Origin of the sequence: Neopusillimonas maritima (assembly GCF_003576595.1) — a bacterium.
Taxonomy (GTDB): Bacteria; Pseudomonadota; Gammaproteobacteria; order Burkholderiales; family Burkholderiaceae_B; genus Neopusillimonas; species Neopusillimonas maritima.
The window spans coordinates 320707-338069 of the sequence record NZ_NQOU01000004.1; the positions used below are offsets into that span (position 1 = coordinate 320707).

Below are 17363 nucleotides of genomic sequence, written 5' to 3' on the forward strand. Positions count from 1 at the left end.
CCACTTTGTGCTAGCTCGCGTAAGTTCACCTGCGGTTGTCTATTGGCAGCTCCCACAGCAAAGCGGTAGTTCGATAGGAACAACTCGCTAGATGTTTTGTAGCGACAACTGCAATTCAAGATCTTTATCTGATTGGCTTTTCAGTGGTGAACAGCAAATTGCTGCAGAGTCAACTGAAAACCATCTGCAAAACCGTGGTCAATTCACAGTTAGGCATCACTGGCGTACCACGACTGGTAGTTTGTCGACGTAGGCAACATGCGGCGGCCCTTTTTTAGATTGCATGAGGCGCATAACAATTGAAGATTTGTTATGTCGTTGATGCCGCCTGCAGCAAGCGGGAACATGTGATCATAGTGCTCAGCTTTGTTGATTGAGATGACGCCTGTTAGGTCAGTATTGCACGATGCACACATTCCTCGATCTCTGAAGTATATGGCCCGCCTTGCCCACTCTGGGACGTGCGTCCGTGTCGGAATGCCGTCCTTCCGCAGCAGATGACGCTCTTCAATGGCTAAATCATTTCGCGTTAGACTATCTACTACTCCAGAGACATAGCTATTGAGCTTTGCGAGCAGTGCTCTGTTCCCAAACAGGAGATAGAACACTTCATTAGTCAATTGAGTCAAGAGCGTGTCAAACTCGCCGGTGAGGCGAAGCTCGTTGTGATAGTCGTGAATAACGTCTTGTGAAGCATCTGCAAGATCTATTTTTTCCTGCTTCAACCATGCTCGAAAGCCAGGTGTTTCTATTTGGTGGTGCGCTAGCGCTTGATCAATCCACAAGCTGGGCCAGCGGCTGTTTTCTATAGCTTCTAGCGATACCTCTTGAAGGCGCTCATAGATTAAATCTTCAATGATGTACTGGGCGAAATCATGCAGTACGCTCCACTTTGGAAAGGGCCGCAGAAAAAGCCAAGCCTCACGACCTTCGTGCCAGCTATTCAGATTCCGAAGATAAGGCATCGTATCGTTGAGCACATTGTGAACAATATTCGCGTAATAATACGTTTCGAAGAACTCCATTCGGAGTAGTGGTTCGCGCATGATCTGTGAAGTCTAACTATAAATAGACGACTCATCACCGGCTAAGGTTGGTAGCCTAACCTGACTGAGTCTAGTCATACCAATTGGTAATCAACTGCTTGTGTACGTTTAGGCAAGCCTAAAAATTCCAGATAAGAGGATTGTCTGCTCCTGGCCGATAACAGAAGCTCAAAATTTCTCCCCAACTCCTTTCCAACCAAAACCAAAACTTATAACAATCCTCCCCCATGCGCAACCCCAAGTCGTTGTGGGGGTACCGGGCGGTGGAGCTTTGAGCACGCCGCTGGTTGTACCTGGGTCGGAGATCCAAGGGCGCGGCCTGTTCGAGCGGGGCGCTTTCGACCCACCGGGTCGATCCCGCGAGTTCCGCGCCCGCTCCGAGCCAGGAGCAACCAGCGGGTAGCCCCGAAGGGGCCGTGCGATGGCCCCGCCGCCCGGCACCCCCACAACGACGCCCAAAAGAAAATCGGGCCACCCAAAAAGGCAGCCCGACTCAAACAAAAACACCTCAAAAAACAATCAAGTATCAATATTCCCCGCCTGCAACGCATGCGTTTCAATAAACGCGCGCCGTGGCTCAACATGATCGCCCATCAGCGTGGTGAACAACTCATCCGCCGCAATCGCATCCTCAATCTGCACACGCCACAAGCGTCGCACCTTCGGATCCATCGTGGTTTCCCACAACTGTTGCGGGTTCATCTCGCCCAGACCCTTGTAGCGCTGCTTGCTTACCGCACGCTCGGCTTCGGCACGCAACCACAACACCACCTGGCGGAAGTCACTGACATACTTCTCTTTCTGCTTGTCGCCTTCGCCACGGCGAATCACCGCCCCTTTGCCCAACAAGCCAAGGAAGGTTTTCGCCGAACGCGACAACACCGCATAATCGGCACCGCGCACAAAGGTGCGGTCGAACACGCTTACGCGCACATTGCCGTGATGCAAGCGGCGCAATACCAAACGCCATGGGCCGTCTTCTTCCGGTTGCTCGGCATCCACCGTTACGCGGCTTAGCACCGCAGAGCCCGCCAGCGCGTCCTGCAAACGCTGGGCCGATTCTTTGGCCTGGGTTTCGTCGTCAAGGTGAATTTCCACGCCCTCGGCCATGGCCGACAAGGCCTGTTCATCCATCTGGCGCGACAAGCGCTCAATCACCGCATCAGCCAAAATATACTGGCGTGCCAGTTCCGACAAGGCATCACCGGTAATGGGCTCGGCACCTTCACGTGGGGTGAGCGCGGTGTCTTTCAGCGCCACTTCCATCATGTACTTGGCTTCTTCGTGGTCGTCTTGCAGGTAACGCTCGTCGCGGCCCATCTTCACTTTGTACAAGGGCGGCTGGGCAATGTAAATGTGCCCACGCGCCACCAGTTCCGGCATTTGCCGATAGAAAAGCGTCAGCAGCAAGGTACGAATATGCGCGCCGTCAACGTCGGCGTCGGTCATGATAATGATGCGGTGGTAACGCAGTTTCTCAATATTGAAATCGGGCCCAATGCTGGTACCCAACGCCGTAATAAGGGTGGTAATGGCTTCGCTGGCAATCAGGCGATCGAAGCGCGCTTTTTCCACGTTCAGCACTTTACCGCGCAGGGGCAAAATAGCCTGGAATTTGCGATCGCGCCCTTGTTTGGCGGAGCCCCCGGCCGAGTCACCCTCCACAATGTATATTTCGCTGAGCGCCGGGTCTTTTTCCTGGCAGTCGGCCAGTTTACCGGGCAGGCCCGCGCCTTCCAGCACGCTTTTACGGCGTGTCATTTCACGTGCGCGGCGGGCGGCGTCGCGTGCCCGGGCGGCGTCAATAATTTTGTTGCACAGCGCCTTGGCGTCGTTCGGGTTTTCAAGCAGCCACGTTTCCAGCGTACGGGCCACAGCCTCTTCAACGGCGGGGCGTACTTCACTGGAAACCAGCTTGTCTTTGGTTTGGCTGCTGAATTTCGGGTCGGGTACTTTCACCGACAACACGCAGGCCAGGCCTTCGCGCATGTCGTCACCGGTGGTGTCGATTTTGGCTTTCTTGGCCAATTCGTTGTCGGCAATGTATTTGTTCAACACACGCGTCATGGCGGCGCGCAAACCGGTTAAGTGGGTGCCGCCGTCGCGCTGGGGAATGTTATTGGTAAAGCACAATACCGTTTCCGAGTAGCTGTCGTTCCATTGCATGGCCACGTCAACGCCAATGTGCTCCTCGTTCACTTTCGACTCAGTGCTCACCGCAAATACGTTCGAATGCAGGGCGGTTTTCGTGCGGTTAATGTATTCCACGAACCCTTTCACCCCACCCGAGAAGGCGAAGTTGTCTTCCTTGCCGTCGCGTTCGTCAATCAGGCGAATTTTCACGCCGTTATTCAGGAACGACAGTTCGCGCAGGCGCTTGGCCAGAATATCGTGGTGGTACTCGACGTTCTCGAAAATGGTGTCATCGGCCAGGAAGTGCACCCGCGTACCTTGCTGTGTAGTGGTGCCCGTAACGTGCAAAGGCTCAACCCGCTCGCCACGACGAAACTCCATTTCATGGGTTTCGCCGTTACGCCATATAGTCAGGCGCAACCATTCCGACAACGCATTCACGCACGATACACCCACACCGTGCAGACCCCCGGATACCTTGTACGAGTTGTGGTCGAACTTCCCGCCGGCGTGCAGTTCGGTCATCACGATTTCGGCCGCACTGCGGCCGAATTCGTCGTCTTTGTGAATATCGGTGGGAATACCCCGCCCGTTGTCGCTAACCGAAATGCTGTTGTCGGCGTGAATGGTGACGACAATGTCGTCGCAATAGCCGGCCAACGCTTCGTCGATCGCGTTGTCGACCACTTCGAACACCATGTGGTGCAAACCGGTACCGTCGGACGTATCGCCAATGTACATGCCCGGGCGCTTGCGTACTGCTTCAAGCCCCTTAAGCATTTTGATTGATTCGGCACCATAATCCACTTCAGGTGTATTCACGGTTGAGTCTGACATATAAAACCTTGTGTTTGATTAAATGCGCATCGGCATGACGACGTATTTGAAATGCTCGTCGTCGGGCGATGTAATAAGTGCAGACGCGTTGGCGTCGGGTTGAACCGACCAGCGCACCATGTCCGACTTCATGTTGGCCAGTACGTCCAGCAGGTAGCTTACGTTAAAACCCACATCCAGGGGTTCGTGGCTGTAATCGACGTCGATTTCTTCCTGGGCTTCTTCCTGTTCGGCGTTGGAAGAAGACACTTTCAGCACGTTGTCGCCCAACTGGAAACGCACGCCTTTCAACTTGTCGGTGGTCAGAATGGCGGCACGTTGCATACTGCCCTGCAAACGCTCGCGGTAGACCATGAAATGGCGTGTATAGGTGGTGGGGATCACACGGGTGTAATCGGGGAACTTGCCTTCCACCAGTTTGGAAATGAGTTCGACATCGTTGAAACGGAAACGAATCTGCCCCGAGGACACATCGATTTGCACGGGGTCGTCGGTTTCACCCAGCAGGCGCTGCATTTCCAATACGGTTTTGCGCGGCACGATCACGTCGTGCTTCTGGGTAATGCCTTCGGCCGCCGTGGCGCTATGGGCCAGGCGGTGGCCGTCGGTGGCCACGGCGCGCACGAAACCGGGTTCGAACACAAACAGCAAGCCATTCAGGTAGTAACGAATGTCTTGCTGGGCCATGGAAAAATGCACCTGGTTAAACAGCTGCTTCAGTGTTTTTTGCGCTAATGAAAACGACACGTCGAACTGTTCCGGCTGCGACACCGTGGGGTAATCGTTGGCCGACAAGGTTTGCAACGCAAAACGGCTTTTGCCCGACTGAATGTTCAACTTGCCACTAGTAAGGCTTAAGCTGATTTCATCTTCGGGCAGGGCGCGCAAAATGTCCATTAGCTTGCGCGCCGCCACCGTGGTGGATTCCGATTCATCGCCCACGCCGAAATCGGCGTGCGTGGTAATTTGTACTTCCAAATCGGTGGCCAAAAACGACACACTGTTGCCTTCCTTGCGCAACAATACATTAGCCAGAATAGGCATGGTATTGCGACGCTCAACAATGCCGGCCACCGTAGACAACGGTTTCAGCAACGCATCTCTTGTTGTTTGTACGAATTGCATGATTATCCTTTTAGGGTTTGTTCCAACACATGCAAAGCATGATTGAGTTCTGGGTTTTTTGACCTCGCTTCGGAAATTTTTCGAACGGCATGCAGCACCGTCGTGTGATCCCGCCCGCCGAACAGATCGCCGATTTCAGGCAAGCTTTTCTGCGTTAATTCTTTGGCCAGGTACATGGCCACCTGACGCGGCATGGCAATGTTTGCCGGCCGCCGTTTGGAATACATATCAGCCACTTTGATTTTGTAATAATCGGCCACGGTTTTCTGAATGTTTTCCACCGTAATTTGCCCGTTGGACACCGACAGCAGGTCTTTCAGGGCGTCTTTGCACACTTCCACCGACAATACATCGCGGCCGTGAAAACGCGCATAAGCCAATACTTTACGCAGGGCACCTTCCAGCTCACGCACATTGCTGCGCAAATGCTTGGCAATAAAGAAGGCCACATCTTCAGGCATGGCCATGCCTTCCACATCGGCCTTGCGCAGCAAAATGGCCACGCGCATTTCCAGCTCGGGCGGCTCTATGGCCACGGTTAAGCCCGAGTCGAAGCGCGAGATAAGGCGACTGTCGATATTCGACAATTCCTTGGGGTAGGTGTCGGACGTAATAATAATTTGTTTGCGTTTGGCCACCATGGCTTCAAACGCATAGAAAAACTCTTCCTGCGTGCGGTTCTTGCCCGCGAAGAATTGAATATCGTCGATAAGCAATAAATCGAGCGAATGGTAATAACGCTTGAATTCATCGAAGGCCTTACGCTGGTAGGCCTTCACCACATCGGACACGTACTGGTCGGCATGCACATAACGCACCCTGGCGGCTTTGTCGGCCTTCAACAGGGCGTTGCCAATAGCGTGAATCAGGTGGGTTTTACCCAAACCCACGCCGCCATACAAGAACAGCGGGTTATAAGATATGCCGGGGTTTTCGGCCACTTGCAGCGCAGCCGCGCGGGCCAACTGGTTGGCTTTACCGGTAACGAAGTTGTCGAAGGTTAAATCGGTGTTCAACCTGGAGCGATCGTAAACCGAATCAACCGTGGCGGCCGCCAACGGAGAGGGCGCGGGCGCAGCCGGTTCGGGTGCCATGGCGGAAGACTCGGTAAGCGCCGGCTCCGCATTCAGCACCGAAGCCGGGGTAGCGGGTGCCGAGGGCGGGCGCGCCGTGGGTGCCGCGCGGTTGCCCGACGCTGCCAGTTCGAACGACACCTGCACGGGCTGGTCGTACCATTCCGTTGCCAGGGTTTCAATTTGACGAGAAAAATTCTTGCGAACCCAGTCGAGCTTGAAACGGTTCGGCGCAGACACGCGCAACAACGCCTTGGACTCGTCGTACTCCAGCGGAACCAGAGGACGAATCCAGGCACTGATTTGCTGCGGGGGTAGGTCTTGCTCCAGGCGTTGAATACAGGTCTGCCAAAAATCTTTCATATCCACCACTTCAGTAAACCTCGATTCTACCTTGTTGTGGGGTAAGTTATCCACAACCCCGGTTCTTCATAGCCATGCGTAATAACGCTAAGCATTTGACTAAACTCGAATAATTTGGTGAAATAGCAGGCTTTCCCTTATTTTCCAACCTAAGGCATTGAGCCATGAAACGCACATTTCAACCTTCCGTTACTCGTCGCAAGCGCACACACGGCTTTCGCGTACGTATGAAAACCCGTGGCGGCCGCGCTGTCATTAACGCTCGCCGCGCCAAAGGCCGCAAGCGTCTGGCTGTTTAAGCCGGTTTTATTACCGGCCGGCGGCTTGTTGCACAAAGCAGGCAAGCCACCTTGTCAATGAACACTGCGCGGGCCACCTTCTCGTCGGCGGCGCGCCTGTTGCGCCCCTCTGAATACGTTGCTGCATTAAAAGGCCGGCGCGTAGCCAAAGGGGCTTTGTTCGTTGTGTCTACCCCCAGGGGCGGCGCAAACAGCCCACAACCTCGGCTTGGTCTCATTATTGGCAAGAAGCAAGCCAAGCGGGCAGTCACCCGAAACACAATTAAACGCATCATTCGGGAAAGTTTTCGCCTGCAGCAAAACAGGCTTCCCAATCGCGACATCGTGTTTCGGCTGCACACCAGAATTGAACCTTGCACGCTAACGGCACTCAAAAAGCAGGTCCGCCAAGAGGCGGACACGCTTTTGAAGCAGGTTACAAAATGCTGAAAAAGCTGTTTATTGCGCCCATCCGTTTTTACCGCTACTTTTTAAGCCCCTGGTTTGGCAACAGTTGCCGCTTTACACCCACGTGTTCGGCATACGCCATCGAGGCCATTGAAAAGCATGGGCCCATTAAAGGGTGGGGGTTGGCGCTGTACCGAATAGGGCGTTGCAACCCCTGGTGTAAAGGGGGGCACGACCCTGTTCCAAAACCGAATCATCAGCACTAAACCGTGTCTTGCTCAAGAACCCCGCTACTGCGGTAAACTAGCAGGCTTTGCTCTGTGTACTAACTGATAACAGGCGCTATGGATATCCGACGCACCCTCCTCTGGATTGTATTTACGTTCTCACTGCTGCTGCTATGGAATAACTGGCAAATTCACAACGGTCAGCCGTCGCTATTGGGGGGAGGGCCAACGCAAACCGCGTCCACCCAGGCGCCCGATAACGGCAGCCAAACCGGGCAAAGCACGGCAACCACCAACAGCACCGGTAATATTCCGGAAGGCGTACCGGCCGGCAGCCAGGCGGCAACCGAGAACGTTCCTGCGCAAACCACCCAAACCGAACAGGGTGCACAGGGCGAACTGGTGTCAGTTACCACCGATGTGTACGACCTGACTTTCAACACGCAGGGCGCGCAGCTGGTAAAAGCGCAATTGCTTGATTTCACCGGTTTCGATGGTGAAGACAGCCCCATGATGCTGCTCGACAATTCGCCCACCTCTATTTATGTGGCGCAAACCGGCGTAGTCGGCGCACCGCAAGGCACGCAATTCCCCACGCACTTAACGCCTTTTCGCATGGTTTCTTCAGAAACCAGTCTTACCGACGATTACCTCGACGTTGTTTTCGAAGCCGAATCCGGCAACTTGAAAGTCACGAAAACCTACCGGTTGGAAAAGGGCAGCTACAACATTCACGTGCGGCACGATGTTGAAAACCTGGGTAATCAGCCGGTTGAGCCGTCGGTTTACCTGCAGCTGACGCGCGACGGTAACGACCCACCCGACAGCTCTTTCTTCTACAACACCTTCACCGGCCCAGCCGTTTATTCCGAACAGGAAAAGTATCAAAAAATTGACTTTTCCGACATTCAGGAAAACAAGGCGAAATACATCAAGCAGGCCGACAATGGCTGGATTGCCATGGTGCAGCACTACTTCGCCAGTGCCTGGGTGCCCACTCAAGGGCAAACACGCTACAACGAAGCGCTGCGCGTAGGCAACAACCTGTACTCCATTCGTGCCATTGAGCCCATGGGCACGGTTGCGCCGGGTGAAACCGCCACTGCGCAATCGCAACTTTGGGTTGGCCCGCAAGACCAGGGCGCCATGGAAAAAGTGGCCCCCGGGTTGAATGTGGTGGTCGACTACGGCTTCCTCACCATTATTGCCAAACCCTTGTTCGAACTGATGACCTGGATTCACAGTTTTGTGGGTAACTGGGGCTGGACAATCGTTCTGCTGACGCTCCTCATCAAACTGGTGTTCTACCCGCTGTCGGCGGCCAGCTACCGCTCCATGGCAAAGATGAAGCAGGTAACGCCACGCTTGCAAGCCTTGCGCGAGAAGTTCGGCGACGACCGCGCCAAGCTGAACCAGGCCATGATGGAGATGTACCGCACCGAGAAAATCAACCCATTGGGCGGGTGCTTGCCCATGGTGGTGCAGATTCCGGTTTTCATTGCCTTGTACTGGGTACTGCTGGGTAGCGTGGAAATGCGCGGCGCCCCCTGGATTCTCTGGATTCACGACCTGTCGGCCCGCGACCCCTGGTTCATTCTGCCTGCCGTCATGATGGGCACTATGTTCCTGCAAATTAAGTTGAACCCCACACCGCCCGACCCCATGCAGGCCCGCATTATGATGCTAATGCCTTTGGTATTCGGCGGCATGATGTTCTTCTTCCCGGCCGGGCTGGTGCTGTACTGGTGCGTGAACAACATTATTTCCATTGCCCAGCAGCGCTACATTATGCACAAGCTCGACAAGCAAAAAGAACAGGCCCAGCGTTAATTCAAAACGTGAAGCAATTGAAACCGGCGCAGGCAAACCCTGCGCCGTTTTTTTTCCCACACATGCATACCAACACCGGAAGTAAAATACGCCCACAATGACAGCGCGCGCTTACGACCCCATTATTGCCATTGCCACCGCCCCCGGAAGAGGGGGCATTGGCGTCATTCGTATTTCCGGACGCGATCTGGCCGCTTTGGGCGAACGCCTGTTCACCACGTCGTTGAAACCACGTCATGCGCATTATCTGGGCTTCAACGACGAAAACGGCACTGCCATCGACAAAGGCATTGCGCTGTTCTTCCCCGGCCCACACTCCTACACCGGAGAAGATGTGCTGGAACTGCAAGGCCACGGCGGCCCAGCCGTTTTGCGGCGATTGCTAACGCATTGCCTGGAAACCGGCAAAGACATGGGCCTGCGCCTGGCCGAGCCGGGCGAATTCACCCAACGCGCCTTTTTGAATAGCCGCATGGACCTGGCCCAGGCCGAAGCCGTGGCCGACTTAATCGAAGCCTCGTCCGACGCGGCCGCGCGCAGCGCCATGGCCTCGTTAAGCGGCGCGTTTTCGCAGCAGGTTCATGCACTGGACGACCAGGTGGTGCATTTGCGCATGCTGGTGGAAGCCACGCTGGACTTCCCGGAAGAGGAAATCGACTTCCTGGAAAAATACCAGGCACGTGAAACACTGGCTTCGCTGCAACAGGATTTAGACAAGATTCTGGCCCAGGCGCAACAAGGGCAAATTCTGCGCGAAGGCCTGCATGTGGTGCTGGCAGGTCAACCCAATGTGGGCAAATCCAGCTTGCTGAACGCCCTGGCTGGCGATGAAGTGGCCATTGTGACCCCCATTGCCGGCACCACCCGCGACCGCGTCATTCAACAAATTCACATTGAAGGCGTGCCGCTGCATATTATCGACACCGCAGGTTTGCGGGAAACCGAAGATACCGTTGAAAGCATCGGCATTGCCCGCAGCTGGGCGGAAATCGAAAAGGCCAATGTGGTCTTGCACCTGCAAGACATTCGCGCCCAGAACGACAAACTGGACTCGGCCATTGCCGAACGGTTGCCCAAACACATTCCGGTGTTGAAGGTGTTTAACAAACTGGATTTGGCGCAAGGGGAACTGGAACAGACGGCATCAGCACCCGAGCAAACCGAATCGCAAAACGTGTTGTTCATTTCGGCCAAAACCGGGGAAGGACTGGATGCACTGCGCACCCGGCTGCTGGATATTGCCGGCTGGAGCCCGGCAACGGAATCCCCCTGGCTGGCACGGGAGCGCCACGTTCGGGCATTGGAAGAAGCCGCCATACACCTGCAACAAGCGGCCGACCACGCCGCCCATAACGATCAGGTGCTGGATTTATTCGCCGAAGAATTGCGGCTGGCCCATGAGGCGCTGTGCAGCATTACAGGCCAATTTACCAGCGACGATTTGCTGGGCGAGATTTTTTCCAGTTTTTGCATTGGGAAGTGAAACGTCACTGTACCTTGCGGCTGATCTACTAGGAAGGCGTGTCTTCAGGCTTGCTTCAGAGGTAGCGTGTGAGGCTTGACGCGTCTCACGTTCTTAGCTTCTTGCTCATAGGCACGATGACGCACATCCCACAACTCAACCGCGTGCTGAATATTCAGCCAAAATTCGGGTGTATTCCCCAAAGCCGCTGCGAGTTTTATTGCCATGGGTGCAGTCAACGTGCCTTTGTCATGCACAATTCGGCTGAGTGTATTTCTATGTACACCCATTGCTCCGGCAAGTTCACTGATTTCAATGTTCATAGGTTCCAGAAACTCCGTGAGCAGCATTTGGCCCACGGTCACTGGGCGACGTTTTGTATTTCTCATAACCATATCCTCTTCTAGCCCTTGTAAACATGTGGGTCTAGATATGTATCTTGGGCGGTGCCATCTTCCCAGCGAAAAATCAGACGATACTGCTTGTTAACCCGAATGGAACACCATCCAGAAAGGTTTCCCTGCAAATGTTCAAAACGGTTACCAGGCGGAATCCTCAAGTCTGACTCCTGCGTCGCGGCATCCAGAATCTGAATCTTTCTGAACAGAGCGCCTTCAATAGTGCTGGGTATTTTCTTGTGGCTTTGGTCTTCGTCGTAGAAAGCCTCCAGCCATATATCCCTGAATTCAACCGCCATAGTTACCTGATTGCTTTTTAATCATTTTATGCACAATGCTGTTGTGCGTCAAGATCGTTTGAAAGGGGAACGGATACATATCAAAAATAATGTTGCTATAGCTTGGTCTGATGCCAGATTGGCCCGCGCACGCGCCCCTATTCAATAAAGCGCGCCCGGCCCGCCAGCAGCCCCGACCACAGGGCACCCGCGATAAGCAGCATCATGAACGCCGCCACAGCATTCCAGTCGCCTGTGTATTCATGCAAAATGCCCACGATAAGCGGCGCCACGGCAGCAATCATATAGCCTATCCCCTGTGACATACCCGATATCGCCGCCGCCACCTGCGGGTTGGGTGAACGCAGCACCAGCAGCGCCATCGCCACCGCGAACATGCCGCCAAACCCCAGCCCGAATATCCCCGCCCAAATGTAGACGGCACTGGTCGCCCCGTAGATCAGGCCCAGGAAACCGACCGCCACCAACATCATCAAGACGAAGATCGTGGGCCGCTGGTCGCGCCCGCGCGTGGCGATCCAGGGCCCGGTAATGGACGTGGAAAGCTGGATGCTCATGAGCGTAGCCAGCACAAAACCCGCATCCAGTGAGCTGAGCCCGCGATCAATCAGTATCAGCGGCAGCCAGCCGAAAATGCTATAGGCAATCGCCCCCTGCGTGCCCATGAACAGCGTCACCTGCCATGCCAGCCAATTGCTGCGCAAGCGGGGCACCGCCGTCGACTGCCGGGCGCTAAAGGCCGACTCGCCGCGCACCTGCGGCACCCAGGCCAGCGCGGCCAGCACAGCCGGAACGGCCCAGAACCCCAATGCAAGGCGCCAGTCGCCCAGCCATTGTTCCATGGGCACGGTAACCCCCGCCGCCGTCGCTGCGCCCGCCGCCAGGGCGGTGGAATACAGGCCCATCATCAGCCCCGCATTCACCGGAAAGTGCCGCTTAATAATGCCCGGCAAAAGCACCATTACCACACTAATGGCCAACCCCAGCAAGAAAGTGCCCACGAACAGACCCGGTGACCCCAGGTTGCTGCGCAATACAATGCCACCCGTCAGCAAAACCAGGCTGAACAAAATAAGGCGCTCGGCGGACTGTAGCTTTAGCATACGCGGCGCAAACGGCGCGAACGCGCCAAAACACAAGACCGGAAGGGTAAGCAACACCCCCAGCGCCGTTGCGGACAAGCCCAGGCTCTTGCCGATAGAATCAATAACAGGCCCCACACTGATTAGCCCGGCCCTCAAATTCATCGCCACATACACGATCGTAATTAGCAGCAGCACCTGCGCCAGGCCCTTCTTGCCGCGCTCGGGCTTGCTCTTTTGCGCCGGACCTTTATTAATAACAGTATTAGCCTCTGACGAATTGTCGGACATGGCCTATCTCTCTTTCTTCTGCTTTCTCTAACCCTAAAGTGTGCCACATTCCCACGCATCAGGAGGCGCTCATGGCGCGGCCGGCGCAAGACATTCGGCAGTAATACCTAATCCTCACGGCCGTTGACACACGTCACCATGGTCACTACCGTATTCAAATCGCTGGTCGAACTGTTCGGCATGGCAGCGTATTTTTAAAGGAGACACGCCATGAAAATGCTTGTTAACGCAACACTCGCCGCCATAACCCTGGTTGCCGGGCTTTCTGTTGCCGGCGCCGCCGGCCCGGCCATGGTAACCGTCCAGGAGTCCTCCCTTGGCGCCCACCTGGCCGATGGCGAAGGCCGAAGTCTCTATTTATTCAAAGCCGACGAACCGGGAAAAAGCACCTGTTTCGACGCCTGCGCCACCGCATGGCCACCGCTTACCAGCGATGGCGAGCCACAGGCCGGTGCGGGTGTTAACGCCGGCGCGCTGGGGTCACTAAAGCGCCCCGATGGTACGATGCAAGTAACCTACAATGGTTGGCCGCTTTACTATTTCATCAAAGACAAGGCCCCGGGCGATACCATGGGCCAGGATGTCAAAGGCTTTGGTGCCGAATGGTATCTGGTCATGCCCAGCGGCAAGGAAGTACACAGCAAGTAAAACGAAAGGAGAGTTCATGCCGGAAATCGTCAATCCTGCAACCGGAAAGATCATCAAGGAACGCGCCTGGGACACTTCCGAAGTGGTAGAGCGCAAGCTCAACGCCGCGGCCCAAGCCTTCACCCACTGGCGTGAACTCAGTTTTGAACAACGCGGCGCGCACCTGAAAGCCGTGGCCAGGCAATTGCGCGAAGACAAAGTCCTTCATTCATCGCTCATGACCGAAGAAATGGGCAAACCCGTGAAAGAGGCCGATGGAGAAGTGGAAAAAACGGCCTGGGCTGCGGAGCACTATGCCGAACACGCGCAAACCTATCTGGCCCCCCAAACCATCGAGTCCGACGCCACGCGCAGCTGGGTACAGTATCTGCCGCTGGGTACCGTGCTGGGCATTCTGCCGTGGAATTCCCCTTACTGGCTGGCCGCACGCGTTTTCGCGCCGGCCCTCATGGCCGGCAATACCGTCATTATCAAACACGACTCACATGTGCCGGGCTGTGCCGACGCCATTGAAGAAGCGTTTCGCAAGGCGGGCGTTCCGGAGGGTGTATTGCAAACCCTGGTCGTCGACAACGACACGGCCGGCGCACTGATTCGCGACCCCAGAACTGCCGCGGTCTCGTTTACGGGGTCTACCGGCGGAGGCAAGCAGGTTGCCGCCCTGGCCGCAGGCGAAATTAAACCGGCGGTGCTGGAACTGGGCGGCTCCGACCCGGCCGTGATCCTGGCCGACGCCGATCTCGATCAAGCCGTAGACACGGTTGCCTTGTCACGCTTTATTTGTGCGGGCCAGTCGTGTATTGCCGCCAAACGCATTTTGGTGGAAGAGTCGGTTTACCCTGAAGTCGTGGAAAAATTTCGCAAGCGACTTGAAGGTATGAAAGTAGGTGATCCCACCCAACCCGACACCGATATCGGCCCCATGGCGCGGGCCGATTTGCGCGATCAGCTGCACCGTCAGGTTGAAGACTCCATCAAGGCGGGCGCACGTTGCCTGCTGGGTGGCGAAATACCAAACAAGCCGGGTAGCTTTTATCCCGTTACGCTGTTAACCGACGTACCGCGCGATGCGGCGGCTTTTACCGAAGAAACCTTCGGCCCGGTTGCGGCATTAACGCCGGTTAAAGACGCTGACGACGCCATAGCAGTGGCCAACGCCACGCAATATGGCTTGGCGGCCGCCGTCTGGACGACGGCAGAGCGGGGCGAGGCACTGGCCCCACGATTCGAAGCCGGCCAGGTCGCCATTAACGGAATTGTAAAAACCGATCCGCGACTGCCCTCCGGCGGTATCAAGAAGTCGGGCTATGGCCGCGAATTGGGTATGCTGGGCATTCACGAATTCGTGAACGCCCAGCAGGTATGGTTAGGCCCGAAACGCGGCTAATTCGGCTTCACCACAAAATCGCGGTCAAGATCGAAAAAGGACTCACACCCTTTTTCGGTCACGCGAATGGTGTCGGAAATGCCACAGGTTTTATCGCCGTCAACACCGTACATCCAGGGAATGATATGAATGGTCATGCCGGGCTTAAGCACCTCTTGCGAACCTTGCTTCAAACTTAGCATGTAGCCTTCATCCCACGACGGGGCAAAAGCAATACCAATGGAATAACCGGCGCGTGTCACCAGCTGGGCACCCACATCGTTGTCGGAAATAATGTTACGCACCAACTTGTCTACATCAGACACGGTCACGCCGGGGCGAATGAGGTGTTCAACTTCAATCAGCGCAGTTTTCATGCGCTCTTGGGCTTTGTACATGGAATGGCTTAGCTCACCCAGCACCACGGTACGCATCATGGCCGTATGGTAGCGGCGATAACAACCCGCCATTTCCAGAAATACATGTTCATTAGCCTGTACCGTGCGCCCTTCCCAGGTAGCATGGCCAATCATGGTGCGCGGACCCGACGTAACGTAGGGCAGTACCGCCGGGTACTCACCCCCAGCGCTGAACATGGCGGAGCAGGCTGCGGCGGCGATTTCATTTTCCGTTGCCCCTTCGGCCACGGCTTCGTATGCCGCCTTCATCCCCGCTTCGGTGGCCTTCGCGGCTTTTTTCATGACCTCGATTTCGTCGTCTGACTTGCAGATACGGCCTTCTTCCACAATGCCGAAACAGTCTTGCAAGTTACCGTTGGAAAACATGGTGTGCAAACGGTCTTGCTGATAGGCCGGAAAGAAATAACTATTACGCTCATGGCCCACATTCTTGCCGATCAGACCCATTTCCCGAATCACGTCGTACAACATCTGTATGGCGTCGCCGGTGTCACTGTAATAGCGGGCGTCTTCGACCCAGGTACGGTACTCGATGTTGGAGGTTTCCAAATGACGCGTAATCGAAACCGGCTCGCGGTCGATCGGCACCAACAGCGCCTGGAAAAATGAATAACCGGTGGTTTGATGGCCGGTTAAATAAGCCAGGTTTTCCGGGTCGGAGATAATCACTGCGTCCAGCAAGCGCTCTTGCATTCGCTGGCGCAGTTCAGTCAGGCGACGTTCATATTCTTTCAGGGAAAAGGTTAGCCCGTCGTGATCCCTCATTGCGTCACCCCTTCATTTACTGCCGCCTCCAACAGATCCAGCCCGCGCTCGAGCGTTTCTTGCTCGATGGTTAGGGGCGGGCACGCCTTGATGACGCGGCCATCGGTGCCGCACGCACCTACAATAACGCGCTGTTTCGCAGCCGCCGCCATGATTTTTTTCGCGATGGCAGGGCTGTGTGTATCGAGGCCTTGCATCATGCCGCGGCCACGCACTTCGAAATTCAGTTTCTTATGGTTCGCAACAATATTGTTCAGGCGCTCTTCCATATAACGACCTTTTTCCTGCACCGATTTCAGAAAGTCGTCGTTTTCATAATAGGCCAGCGCCTCACTGCCGGCCACGAACGACAGGTTCTGCCCACGGAAGGTGCCGGTGTGATCGCCCGGCGACCACTGATCAAGCTCAGGACGAATCAGGAGCAAGCCCATGGGCGTGCCGAAACCACCTATGCCCTTGGCCAGACACACCAGGTCGGGATCCAGGCCCATGTCTTCCCAGCTGAAAAAGTGCCCGGTGCGACCATTACCCAATTGAATGTCGTCAATGATGAACAGCGCGCCGTATTCCTTGGCCAAGGCCTGCAGCGCCTGCAACCACTCTTTGCCGGCAACGTTCACGCCACCTTCGGCCTGAACGGTTTCAACCAGAAAAGCGGCCGGCGCCTCAACGCCACTGGAAGAGTCGGCCAGGGTTTGGCGAATCATGTCCAGGGAACCCACGCCCGTGCCGGCATACCCTTCGAAAGGCAGGCGCAGCACATCATTTAATGCAACGCCGCTGACGTTACGGTAATGCGCGTTACCGGTCACGGCCAGGGCGCCCAGCGTCATCCCGTGAAAGCCGTTTGTGAACGCCGCGACAGTTGAACGGCCGGTGACCTTGCGCGCAAGTTTCAGAGCGGCTTCAACCACATTGGTGCCGGTAGGGCCGGTGAACTGAAGTTTGTATTCCAGGTTGCGTGGTTTAAGAATGATGTCTTCGAAACGTTCAATAAAAGTACGTTTCGCAGTGGTGTGCAAGTCAAGGCTATGGGTGACGCCGTCGGCCTGCATGTAATCGATAATCGCCTGGCGTTGGCGTTCATTATTGTGGCCATAATTCAGCACACCCGCGCCGGCGAAAAAATCGATAAATTCAACACCGTTTTCATCCCATTGGCGCGCATTCGATGCTTTGTCGAATACGGCCGGATAGGCACGGCAGTAGGCTCGGACATTGGATTCGAGGCGTTCAAATACGTTCATTGAAACTCTCCTTTTTGTTCAAGTGAGTTACTGCTTTCCAATGACGATGGTACCGCAATCCTATTG

The 17363-nt window shown here is 55.4% G+C and carries 17 protein-coding genes; 8 read left to right on the top strand and 9 right to left on the bottom strand.

Features of this window, described 5'->3' with window-relative positions:
• Positions 1-209: 209 nt before the first annotated feature.
• Positions 210-1025, bottom strand: a complete 816-nt coding sequence (locus CJO09_RS11930) for an HNH endonuclease (RefSeq protein WP_158582754.1) — start codon at positions 1023-1025, stop codon at positions 210-212.
• Positions 1026-1317: 292 nt separating this feature from the next.
• Between CJO09_RS11930 and CJO09_RS15850 the strand changes: the two genes are divergently transcribed.
• On the top strand, positions 1318-1449 hold the full coding sequence (locus CJO09_RS15850; protein ID WP_281270765.1) for a hypothetical protein: 132 nt from the start codon (positions 1318-1320) through the stop codon (positions 1447-1449).
• Between the two features lie 116 nt (positions 1450-1565).
• Here CJO09_RS15850 and gyrB read toward each other — a convergent pair whose 3' ends face one another.
• Genes gyrB through dnaA form a run of 3 tightly spaced genes read right to left on the bottom strand, consistent with a single transcriptional unit; the run spans position 1566 to position 6577 of the window.
• Positions 1566-4016 carry a DNA topoisomerase (ATP-hydrolyzing) subunit B gene (gyrB, locus tag CJO09_RS11935; RefSeq protein ID WP_119442533.1) on the bottom strand — a complete coding sequence of 817 codons (2451 nt, stop codon included), beginning with the start codon at positions 4014-4016 and terminating at the stop codon, positions 1566-1568.
• Between the two features lie 18 nt (positions 4017-4034).
• The gene (gene dnaN / locus CJO09_RS11940) at positions 4035-5141 is read right to left on the bottom strand and encodes a DNA polymerase III subunit beta (RefSeq protein WP_119442534.1); all 1107 of its coding nucleotides are present in this window, start codon (positions 5139-5141) and stop codon (positions 4035-4037) included.
• Positions 5142-5143: 2 nt separating this feature from the next.
• The gene (gene dnaA / locus CJO09_RS11945; protein ID WP_119442535.1) at positions 5144-6577 is read right to left on the bottom strand and encodes a chromosomal replication initiator protein DnaA; all 1434 of its coding nucleotides are present in this window, start codon (positions 6575-6577) and stop codon (positions 5144-5146) included.
• Positions 6578-6741: 164 nt separating this feature from the next.
• Between dnaA and rpmH the strand changes: the two genes are divergently transcribed.
• From rpmH to mnmE, 5 genes are all read left to right on the top strand, one after another.
• Positions 6742-6876, top strand: coding sequence for a 50S ribosomal protein L34 (gene rpmH, locus CJO09_RS11950; RefSeq protein WP_023951589.1), 135 nt, complete (start codon positions 6742-6744; stop codon positions 6874-6876).
• A 57-nt stretch (positions 6877-6933) separates the two neighbouring features.
• The gene (gene rnpA, locus CJO09_RS11955; RefSeq protein ID WP_119442536.1) at positions 6934-7305 is read left to right on the top strand and encodes a ribonuclease P protein component; all 372 of its coding nucleotides are present in this window, start codon (positions 6934-6936) and stop codon (positions 7303-7305) included.
• Complete coding sequence (gene yidD / locus CJO09_RS11960; protein WP_119442537.1) at positions 7299-7529, top strand: membrane protein insertion efficiency factor YidD; 231 nt, start codon at positions 7299-7301, stop codon at positions 7527-7529. The genes rnpA and yidD overlap by 7 nt, the downstream gene beginning before the upstream one ends.
• 78 nt (positions 7530-7607) lie before the next feature.
• Positions 7608-9320 carry a membrane protein insertase YidC gene (yidC, locus tag CJO09_RS11965; protein WP_119442538.1) on the top strand — a complete coding sequence of 571 codons (1713 nt, stop codon included), beginning with the start codon at positions 7608-7610 and terminating at the stop codon, positions 9318-9320.
• A gap of 97 nt (positions 9321-9417) precedes the next feature.
• Positions 9418-10803 (top strand): tRNA uridine-5-carboxymethylaminomethyl(34) synthesis GTPase MnmE, encoded by a 1386-nt coding sequence (mnmE, locus tag CJO09_RS11970; RefSeq protein WP_119442539.1) that lies wholly within the window; start codon positions 9418-9420, stop codon positions 10801-10803.
• 44 nt (positions 10804-10847) lie between these two features.
• Here mnmE and CJO09_RS11975 read toward each other — a convergent pair whose 3' ends face one another.
• The 3 genes from CJO09_RS11975 to CJO09_RS11985 form a co-directional block, all read right to left on the bottom strand.
• Positions 10848-11171: a HigA family addiction module antitoxin gene (locus CJO09_RS11975; protein ID WP_119442581.1), complete on the bottom strand. Its 324-nt coding sequence runs from the start codon at positions 11169-11171 to the stop codon at positions 10848-10850.
• 14 nt (positions 11172-11185) lie between these two features.
• The gene (locus CJO09_RS11980) at positions 11186-11479 is read right to left on the bottom strand and encodes a type II toxin-antitoxin system RelE/ParE family toxin (RefSeq protein WP_044628576.1); all 294 of its coding nucleotides are present in this window, start codon (positions 11477-11479) and stop codon (positions 11186-11188) included.
• 137 nt (positions 11480-11616) lie between these two features.
• Positions 11617-12852: a CynX/NimT family MFS transporter gene (locus CJO09_RS11985; protein ID WP_119442540.1), complete on the bottom strand. Its 1236-nt coding sequence runs from the start codon at positions 12850-12852 to the stop codon at positions 11617-11619.
• A 210-nt stretch (positions 12853-13062) separates the two neighbouring features.
• Here CJO09_RS11985 and CJO09_RS11990 point away from each other — a divergent pair, with 210 nt between their 5' ends.
• Together CJO09_RS11990 and CJO09_RS11995 are read left to right on the top strand one after the other, a co-directional pair.
• Positions 13063-13500, top strand: a complete 438-nt coding sequence (locus CJO09_RS11990; protein ID WP_119442541.1) for a COG4315 family predicted lipoprotein — start codon at positions 13063-13065, stop codon at positions 13498-13500.
• A gap of 16 nt (positions 13501-13516) precedes the next feature.
• A complete protein-coding gene (locus CJO09_RS11995) occupies positions 13517-14887 on the top strand; it encodes an NAD-dependent succinate-semialdehyde dehydrogenase (RefSeq protein ID WP_119442542.1) in 1371 nt (456 codons plus the stop codon).
• On the opposite strand, the gene doeA is transcribed toward CJO09_RS11995, so the two are convergent.
• Together doeA and ectB are read right to left on the bottom strand one after the other, a co-directional pair.
• Complete coding sequence (gene doeA / locus CJO09_RS12000) at positions 14884-16050, bottom strand: ectoine hydrolase (protein WP_119442543.1); 1167 nt, start codon at positions 16048-16050, stop codon at positions 14884-14886. The two genes, CJO09_RS11995 and doeA, sit on opposite strands and share 4 nt — an antisense overlap.
• Positions 16047-17297 carry a diaminobutyrate--2-oxoglutarate transaminase gene (gene ectB, locus CJO09_RS12005; RefSeq protein WP_119442544.1) on the bottom strand — a complete coding sequence of 417 codons (1251 nt, stop codon included), beginning with the start codon at positions 17295-17297 and terminating at the stop codon, positions 16047-16049. The genes doeA and ectB overlap by 4 nt, the downstream gene beginning before the upstream one ends.
• Positions 17298-17363: the final 66 nt, after the last annotated feature.